The organism is Kitasatospora sp. NPDC056327, from assembly GCF_042261735.1.
Classification (GTDB): domain Bacteria; phylum Actinomycetota; class Actinomycetes; order Streptomycetales; family Streptomycetaceae; genus Kitasatospora.
Genome location: NZ_JBHJRC010000358.1, coordinates 1 through 7,867 on the forward strand (window position 1 = coordinate 1; position 7,867 = coordinate 7,867).

At 75.6% G+C, this 7,867-nt stretch carries 12 protein-coding genes; all 12 read right to left on the minus strand.

What is annotated here, in order from left to right:
* Positions 1–51 precede the first annotated feature (51 nt).
* Positions 52–399, minus strand: coding sequence for a PRC-barrel domain-containing protein (locus ACFCX4_RS32515; RefSeq protein WP_376150409.1), 348 nt, complete (start codon positions 397–399; stop codon positions 52–54).
* 146 nt (positions 400–545) lie between these two features.
* Positions 546–1,115, minus strand: coding sequence for a hypothetical protein (locus ACFCX4_RS32520; protein ID WP_376150411.1), 570 nt, complete (start codon positions 1,113–1,115; stop codon positions 546–548).
* Positions 1,116–1,259: 144 nt separating this feature from the next.
* Positions 1,260–1,436 (minus strand): CDGSH iron-sulfur domain-containing protein, encoded by a 177-nt coding sequence (locus tag ACFCX4_RS32525; protein ID WP_376150413.1) that lies wholly within the window; start codon positions 1,434–1,436, stop codon positions 1,260–1,262.
* A 7-nt stretch (positions 1,437–1,443) separates the two neighbouring features.
* Positions 1,444–2,097, minus strand: coding sequence for a HemK2/MTQ2 family protein methyltransferase (locus ACFCX4_RS32530; RefSeq protein ID WP_376150415.1), 654 nt, complete (start codon positions 2,095–2,097; stop codon positions 1,444–1,446).
* A gap of 29 nt (positions 2,098–2,126) precedes the next feature.
* Positions 2,127–3,179, minus strand: coding sequence for an iron-containing redox enzyme family protein (locus ACFCX4_RS32535; RefSeq protein WP_376150417.1), 1,053 nt, complete (start codon positions 3,177–3,179; stop codon positions 2,127–2,129).
* Positions 3,176–4,024, minus strand: coding sequence for a dimethylargininase (gene ddaH / locus ACFCX4_RS32540; protein WP_376150419.1), 849 nt, complete (start codon positions 4,022–4,024; stop codon positions 3,176–3,178). Before ddaH ends, ACFCX4_RS32535 begins: the two co-directional genes overlap by 4 nt.
* 68 nt (positions 4,025–4,092) lie before the next feature.
* A complete protein-coding gene (locus ACFCX4_RS32545) occupies positions 4,093–5,058 on the minus strand; it encodes an SDR family NAD(P)-dependent oxidoreductase (RefSeq protein ID WP_376150421.1) in 966 nt (321 codons plus the stop codon).
* Positions 5,059–5,080: 22 nt separating this feature from the next.
* Positions 5,081–6,265, minus strand: a complete 1,185-nt coding sequence (locus ACFCX4_RS32550; RefSeq protein ID WP_376150423.1) for an alcohol dehydrogenase catalytic domain-containing protein — start codon at positions 6,263–6,265, stop codon at positions 5,081–5,083.
* A 111-nt stretch (positions 6,266–6,376) separates the two neighbouring features.
* Positions 6,377–6,748: a low affinity iron permease family protein gene (locus ACFCX4_RS32555; protein ID WP_376150425.1), complete on the minus strand. Its 372-nt coding sequence runs from the start codon at positions 6,746–6,748 to the stop codon at positions 6,377–6,379.
* Positions 6,749–6,919: 171 nt separating this feature from the next.
* The gene (locus ACFCX4_RS32560; protein WP_376150427.1) at positions 6,920–7,243 is read right to left on the minus strand and encodes a plasmid stabilization protein; all 324 of its coding nucleotides are present in this window, start codon (positions 7,241–7,243) and stop codon (positions 6,920–6,922) included.
* A 92-nt stretch (positions 7,244–7,335) separates the two neighbouring features.
* Positions 7,336–7,572 (minus strand): DUF6296 family protein, encoded by a 237-nt coding sequence (locus ACFCX4_RS32565; RefSeq protein WP_376150429.1) that lies wholly within the window; start codon positions 7,570–7,572, stop codon positions 7,336–7,338.
* Positions 7,569–7,760 carry a hypothetical protein gene (locus tag ACFCX4_RS32570; RefSeq protein WP_376150431.1) on the minus strand — a complete coding sequence of 64 codons (192 nt, stop codon included), beginning with the start codon at positions 7,758–7,760 and terminating at the stop codon, positions 7,569–7,571. Before ACFCX4_RS32570 ends, ACFCX4_RS32565 begins: the two co-directional genes overlap by 4 nt.
* Positions 7,761–7,867 lie beyond the last annotated feature (107 nt).

Consider the following 7,867-nt stretch of genomic DNA (forward strand, 5'->3'; position numbering starts at 1 on the left):
GGGCCCCGACCGGTCGGTCGGGGCCCACAGGCGCTTCGGCGGGGCGGCAGGTCAGACGATGCCGCCGTAGTAGCTGCCGATCGTGCGGTGGTAGTCCGGATCGGCGGTGTGCCGGTCCTTGTCGTACTCAGGCGAGTTCTTGATCTCGTCCTTCGTCCGGTTCACCCACACCGTCTTCTCTTCGACGTCCACCCGCCGGATCGTTCCGGCGGGGAGCAGGACCTCCCGGCCGAAGATCCACGGTCCGGTGTCGACCACGATGTGCGCGGAGTCGACGTCCTGGGTGTGCCGGTCGATCTTCCCGATCTGGCCGTCCGCGGCCTCGACGCGGTAGCCCGTCAGGTCCGTGCCCGGGGTGTAGCCCTCGGTGTGGCTGTAGTCCCAAAGTCCGCTGGTCATCAAAGCCTCCTCGTTCGAAGGTCGCCTTCACGATCTCGGCTGTCGACTGCCCCGATCGGGCCGGAGCATTCCTCCCACACCGGTGGATTTCGGCAGAAGATGTGACAGCGGCCGTCCTCCCGGCCCGGCGGACGGAGCCGACCGCCTCACCGGGCGGTCCGCCCGCTCCCGGGCCGCCCTCCGCTCCCCGCCGGGGCCGGGCGGCCGAGGACGCCGGCGCTGACGGCGCCGTGCCAGGCGTCGAGCGTGCGGGCCTGCGCCCGGGCGCGGCCGGCCAGGCGGTCGAGGTGGTCCTTGTCCAGGCGCGGGTCGTCGTCCGCGACGGCGAGCAGGGCGTCCCACAGCGCACGCTTGCCCGTGACACCGGCCCGCATCGCTTCGAGCTCGACCAGGTCGCTGAGCGGGGACCGGCGCAGCAGGGTGCCGTTCGGCTTGAGGCGGCCGATCCGCTCACCGGCCAGGCCGAGCCAGGTGCGGTAGCGGTGCACGGGTACGTCCAGGCGCCGCATGATGCGGACCAGGTCGTCGCGGTCCTGTTCGATGTCCGCGGCGAGGCGGCGCAGGCCGGCGGCCCGGTGACCGCCGTCGTGGGTGTCGTCGTGCGCGCCGTTGTGAGCGCCGGCCATCCGGCGCGCGAGCGCGGCGCCGCCGAACGCGCCGGTCAGGTGGTCGTTGAGGTAGACGTCCAGCGGTCGGGCCGGCCGGTGCGGGGTCATCACGCCCTCCAGGTGTTCCGGGAGTCGCGGCGGCCGCGGGGGTGGTACGGCCACCGGTGCCGGGGGCCGACGCGGGCGGCCCCCGGTGCTGCGGCTGCCCGTCCGCAACCGGTTTCACACGGCGCGGAGCGGTGGGGCCTCCGGTCAGGGGGCGGGGCGGCGGTGGCTGGTGTCGCAGAACGGGTAGTGCCGGCTGCGGCGGCAGGTGCACAGGGCGACGACCGGGCGCTCGCAGCGGAGGCTGCGGCCGTCGGGGAGGACGATCTCCACCGGGCCCTCCACCAGGACGGGGCCGCTGCCGGTCAGCCGCAGGCGGGGCACGGGCCGGTCATCGCGGGCGGGCACCGCGCACCACCACCAGGGTCTCCTCGCGTTCGCCTGGCTCGATCAGCCCGCGCTGTTCGAGCCAGGCCGCCCGCCGGGTGAGGACGGGCCCGAACGGCTGCGTGCGGACGGCGACCGTGCCGGTCCGCAGGCCGGCCCGGCGGAGCGCGGCCGTGGTGGCGGCCGGGTCGGCCAGGCAGGACTGGACGATCAGCAGGACGCCGCCCGGGGCGAGCAGGTGCGGGGCCTGGCGGCAGACCCGGTCCAGCAGCAGCCGCCCGTCGGGGCCCGCGTCCCAGGCGCGGGCGATCCCGTGCCGGGGTGCGCCGGTGCGTGCGGCGGGCACGTAGGGCGGGTTGGAGACGACGAACTCGAACCGCGAGCCGGCCACCGGGGCGGTCAGGTCGCCGCGCCGCAGCCGCAGGGGCAGGCGGTGGGCGCGGGCGTTCACCCAGGCGGTGGCCAGCGCGAGCCGGGAGAGGTCGACGGCGGTCACCCGGGTGCCGAGGCCGGCGGCCGCCAGGGCGACGGCGCCACTGCCGGTGCCCAGGTCCAGCAGCCGGGCGCCGGGGGCGGGGCGCTCGCGGCGCAGCGCCTCGATGAGCAGGTCGGTGTCGCCCTGGGCGGGGTACACACCGGGGGGTCTCAGTAGGAGCATGTCGTGGCGTGTGCCCGGATTGTTCCGGTTCATCCGTCATTCCGCCGGGTCGCGGGTCCGTCGTCCAGCGCGGTGAGCAGCGAACTGCGCCCCGCCCGCCAGGAGCTCAGCAGGTGCTCGCCCAGCCGGTCCTCCACGACGCCGGTGGCGGTGATGCCGAAGGCGATGTCGGGGGCCAGTTCCGGCTCGTCCTCGACGAGGGGGGTGATGACCTCGCGGCGTACGAGCTGTTCGTGGACGGCGTCGGCGAGGACGTGCTCGCGGTAGAAGAGGGTGCCCGCCGGCGTGGCGCCGAGGCGTTCCAGTGCCTGCGCGAGCCGGGCGGCGCCTGGCGGAGAGGTGATCTCCACGGTCGCGAACTGGCCGACGAGGGCTCCGCGCAGCGAGCGGTGCAGGCCGAAGAGGGACATCAGGTTGACGACGGCCAGGGCGGGCGCCGGGACGGCTTCGAGGTAGTGGCCGTAGCGCGGGTCGAGGCCGAGGTCGGCCATCATTTCGCCGAACAGGACCGCGTGGGCGCGCTCGGGGTGCCCGCCGCCGTACTCGTCGTACTGCACCGTGACCAGGGCCCCCTTGGCGGGGTGGGGCAGCCGCGGCACCACCCACATCTGCGGGTCGGCCTCCTTCAGGTGGTAGAGGGAGCGGTGCACCAGGTACTCGCGGGCCTGCCAGCGCTCACCGTGGTCGAGGAGGTGGTGCGAGGGTCCGGTGCCGCCGGAGTCGTCGGCCAGCAGGCCGGACAGGGCCCGCTTCAGCGGCGGCGGAGCGCCGGCCTCGCGCCGCACCGCGGCGAGGAAGGCGTGTTCGAGCCCGGCGCGCAGGGCGAGCAGCGAGGGGTGCCACTCCCAGTCGGGGTCGACGCCGGCGAAGCCCTGGTAGTGCAGTTCGTAGCAGGCGTAGAGGGCCAGCTGCAGGTCCTCGCCCCAGGGGTCGCCGAGCGGCGGGCGGAGGACCTCCACGGACGGTCCGGCCGGGGCCGCGAGGGCGGCGAACAGCGCCGCCCCGACCGGGCCGCGCGGGCGCGGCAGCGGCGGTGCCGTGCGCACGAAGGTGCCGGCGGCGGTACCGGTCGGCGGGGTCACGGTCGCCCTCCCTGCGGGGCCGGGTGGAGCTCCAGCGTGCAGCACTTCGGGCCGCCGCCGGCCTTCAGGAGCTCCGTCAGGCGCAGCGGTACGGGACGGAAGCCGTCCGCGTGCAGACGGGCCGCCAGACCGTGGGCGGCTTCGGGCAGGAGCACGTGGCGGCCGTCGCTGACGGCGTTGAGGCCCAGTGCGGCCGCGTCCTGCGCGGTGGCGAGGATCGCGCGGGGGTAGAGGGCGCGCAGGGTGCGGTTGCTCTCCCGGCTGAAGGCCCCGGGGTAGTACATGATCTGGTCCTCGCTCAGGACGGCGAGGGCGGTGTCCAGGTGGTAGTAACGGGGGTCGGTCAGCCGCAGGCCGACCACCGGTCTGCCGAGCACCCGCTGCGCCTCGCGGTGGGCGGCCGGGCTGGTCCGCGGCCCGGCGCCGGCGAGGATCCGGTCGCCGACGGGCAGGAAGTCGCCCTGTCCCTCGCTGGGCCGCGCGGCGACGGCGGGCCGGTATCCGGCGGTGCGGAACCAGGCCCGGTGGGCCAGTGACTCCGGGGCCCGTTCGGGGTGGCGGAACCGGGCCACCAGGACGCGTCCGTCCACCACGGCGGCGCCGTTCGCGGTGAACACCATGTCGGGCAGCCGGGGGCGCGGGGCGATGGTCTCCACCCGGTGGCCGAGGTCGCGCAGCGCCCGGTACAGGCTCTCCCACTGCCGCAGGGCCGCGGCGGCGTCCACCGGACGGGCGGGGTCCATCCACGGGTTGATGCTGTACTCCACGGCGAAGTGGACCGGCGGGCAGAGCAGGTAGCGCCGCCTGCGGGCGGTGCGGATCGGGACGAGGGCGGTCGTGGTCATCAGCTGCTCCCGGGGCGTGTGCGGGGGGGACGGCCGCCGGTGGGCGGGTGCGCGGGCCGTCCGGCGGGTCAGTGGGCGCCGCCCGGCGGGGGCTGCGCGAACCGGTGGCCGGCCCGGTCACCGAGGGCGGTGACCCAGGACGGCAGGGGCGACCGGCGGGCCGCGTCGGCGCCCCGGACGCCGTGGCGCGGCGCCGCGCCGGCGGCGGGAAGCGCGCGGGCGGCGAGGGCGAGCAGGCGGGCGGTCGTGGCGGGTGCCAGTCCCTGGGCCCGGACGCCGATCTTGGCGGCGGGGGTGAGGACCAGCTCGGGGCGGCGCCGTTCGGCGGCCCGGACGATCGCGCGGGCGGCCCGTTCGGCGTCCATCGAGAGCAGCGGCGCCGAGGCCGCGGCGGCGAACCACCCGTACTCGGCGCCGGGGCGGCCGTGGAAGCGGGCCGCGGTGTGCGATCCGGTGCGCATCAGGCCCGGCAGGACGGTGGTGACGGAGACGCCCGCGCCCGCGAGTTCCGCGCGCAGCCCCTGGGAGAAGCCGGCGGCGGCGAACTTGGCGGCCACGTAGGGCAGCAGGTGCGGGGCGGGGATCCGGCCGCCGACCGAGGAGACCGTCACCACCGTGCCCTCGCCGCCGGCCCGCAGGTCGGGGAGCGCGGCGAGCGTGAGGCGCAGCGGCGCGAAGTACATGGTCTCCATGGCCCGGCGGAAGTCCTCCTCCCGGAGGGCCTCCAGCGGGCCGACCTGGATGATCCCGGCGTTGTTGACGAGGAGGTCGAGCGGGCCGAACCGGTCGTGGACCGCGTCGAGCAGCCCGGCCGGTGCGTCGGGGTCGGTGATGTCGCGGGCGAGTGACGCCACGTCGGCCCCCTCGGCCCGCAGCCGGTGCTCGGCACGCCGGAGGGCGGTCGCGTCGCGGGCGCAGAGCATCACCCGGGCACCGTGGCGGGCCAGTTCCCGCGCGACGAGCAGGCCGAGCCCGCGGGAGGAGCCGGTGACCAGGGCGGTGCGGCCGGCGAAGCGGTGTCGTGCTGCGGTCATGGTGGTCTCCGGGGCTCGGGTCTCAGGGCTTGAAGAGGACCTTCACGGCACCGTCCTGCTTCTTCTGGAACATCTCGTACGCGGCCGGGGCCTCGGTGAGCGGGACGTGGTGGGTGGCGAAGGTGTCGACGCCCAGCGGGTCGTCGTCGGTGAGCAGCGGGAGGATCTCGCCGGCCCAGCGGTGGACGTTGGCCTGGCCCATCCGCAGCTGGATCTGCTTGTCGAACATGGTGAGCAGGGGCAGCGGGTCGGTCTGCCCGCCGTAGACGCCCGAGAGCGAGATGGTGCCGCCGCGCCGCACGATGTCGATGGCGAGGTGCAGGGCGTGGAGGCGGTCGACGCCGACGTGCTCCATCAGCCGGGCCGCGAGGGCGCTGGGCAGCAGTCCGGTCGCCCTGGCGGCGAGGCCGGCCGCCGGCGAGCCGTGGGCCTCCATGCCGACCGCGTCGACGACCGCGTCCGGGCCGCGCCCCCCGGTGAGGTCCCTGATCACGTCGGGGAGGTCCTTGCCGTGCTCGCCGAGGTCCAGGACGTGCACGCCGCGGCCGGCGGCGCGTTCGAGGCGTTCGGGCACGAGGTCGACGCCGATGACCCGTCCGGCGCCGCGGTGCAGGGCGATCCGGCAGCTCATGTCGCCGATCGGTCCCAGCCCGAGGACGACGAGGCTGCCGCCCTCGGGCACGGCGGCGTACTCGACGGCCTGCCAGGCGGTGGGCAGGACGTCGGAGAGAAACACGTAGCGGTCGTCCTCCGGGCCGTGCGGCACCTTGATCGGCAGGTTGTTGCCGAAGGGGACGCGCAGCAGCTCGGCCTGGCCGCCCGGGACCTGGCCGTAGAGCTTGGTGTAGCCGAACAGGGCCGCCCCGCTGCCGTACTCCCGCACCTGGGTGGTCTCGCACTGCGAGTGCAGGCCCCGGCCGCAGGTGTGGCAGGTGCCGCAGGAGACGTTGAACGGGATCACCACGCGGTCGCCGGTGCGCACGGCGGTCACGCCGGGCCCGGTGTCCTCCACGATGCCCATGGGTTCGTGTCCGAGGATGTCCCCCGGGTCGAGGAAGGGGCCGAGCACCTCGTAGAGGTGGAGGTCGGATCCGCAGAGTCCGCTGCTGGTGACCCTGACGACCACGTCGTCCGGGTCCCGGACCACCGGATCGGGAACGGTCTCCACGCGTACGTCGCGTCTGTCGTGCCAGGTCAGGGCCTTCATCGTCACTCCTCGTGGGGTGTGTCGCTTCTGGCGTCCCCTGGCGTCTGACCCCGTTGGCGTCCGCGAAACGGCTGTACCGGCGGAGATCCGCCTCGCACGCCTCGGGCGGCGCTACAGGCGTTCCTCGATCCCGACGGCCTCCCGGAGGTCCTCGTGGGCCTGCCCCGGCTCGCCCTCCTGCTGTTCGAGCAGGGCGCGGGCGATCGCGTCGAGCTTGTGCTGGACGGCGTGCTCGGCGCGCCGTTCGGCGTTCTTCAGCATCGCCAGCAGCAGCAGGGTCACGGCCGTCATGACGTCGCCGGCGAGGATCTGCCATTCGGTGGCGAGTCCGGCCGCGTGCACGGCCACGAACAGGGCGACCAGGACGACGCAGAACGCGGCGAACGCCGGTGAGCTGGTGAAGTTCGAGGCGAGTTCCGCGAACTGCTCGAAGCGGCCGCGCCGCCCGTCCTCGTGCTTGCGTGCGGGATGGCGCAGGGTCATGGCGTCGGTTCCTTCCGGTGCGGCACACCTCCGGTCCGCGGTGCCGGGACGGGCGCTGACGCGGTGGCGGCCGGCGGCGGGTGGCCCTCGGCTCCGGGCCGCAGGGCGGCGGCGGGGAGCACGACGGGCCCCTTTCCGGGCCGCACCGTCCCGGGTGCTCCGTACGGCCGGTCAGCGGCCGAGGGCGTCGGCGAGCTGCTTCTTGTTCATCGTCGAGCGGCCGTGGATGTTGCGCTGCCTGGCCTCGTTGTACAGCTGGTCGTAGGTGGGTCCCTGGGAGCCGGAGTGCGAGCGCCGCCCGCCGCGCCGGGAGGACGGGGTGTCGTGGGTGGAGCTGCGGCTCGCCGTCCGCGACTCGCCGTGCCGGGCCCGTTCCTTGTTCACGGTGCGGGCGGCGATCTCCTCGGCGCGCTTGCGGGACTCCCCTCGCTCCAGGGCGCTGTCCTTGATGTGCTCGTACTGTCGTTCCCGCTTCTTGCTCGAACCGGCGGGCATGGCTCCTCCTTCGGACGCTCCGGTACTGCCGCGCGCCTACCCGGCGGAGTTCCGCCCACGCCTCGGGCGTGGCCGCCGGGCCGGCGGCCCCGTCAGGGCATCGGGACGGCCTCCAGGCACGGATGCACCGTGCCGTACTCCTGCGGGAGTTCGAGGACGTGGGCGACCCCGCCGCCGACCTCGAAGCGGAAGCGGCCGGTGGCGTCCTCGAAGACGGGTTCGCTCGCCGGGCCGATGCGGTCGGTGCGGTGCACGATCACCGTCCGCACCCGGGCGTGGCCACCGGGAGCGCCGGGCAGGGCGACGGCGTAGCGCTGCACGGGCTTCACGACGCACCCCCGGACCGGCTGCCCGGGTCGGCGGCCGGCCCGGCGGGGCCGGGAACGGGGCAGCCCGGCACGGTGCTGGTCCGGGGAGCCGGCGCCGGGGTGAGCCGGCGGGCGGTGTCGCGGCGGTGCCGGTAGTGGGCGCCGACCACGGGGACGGCGGCGGAAGCGGTGGGGGCTCGGGTGGTCATGACTGCCAGGTTTCGTCGGGGCGGGACGGGCCCGCCGGTGGTGCTGCCGGCCGGACGGCGGGTTCTCCGCCGGGGCCCCCGGGCCGGCGGATCCGTCGGCCCGGGGG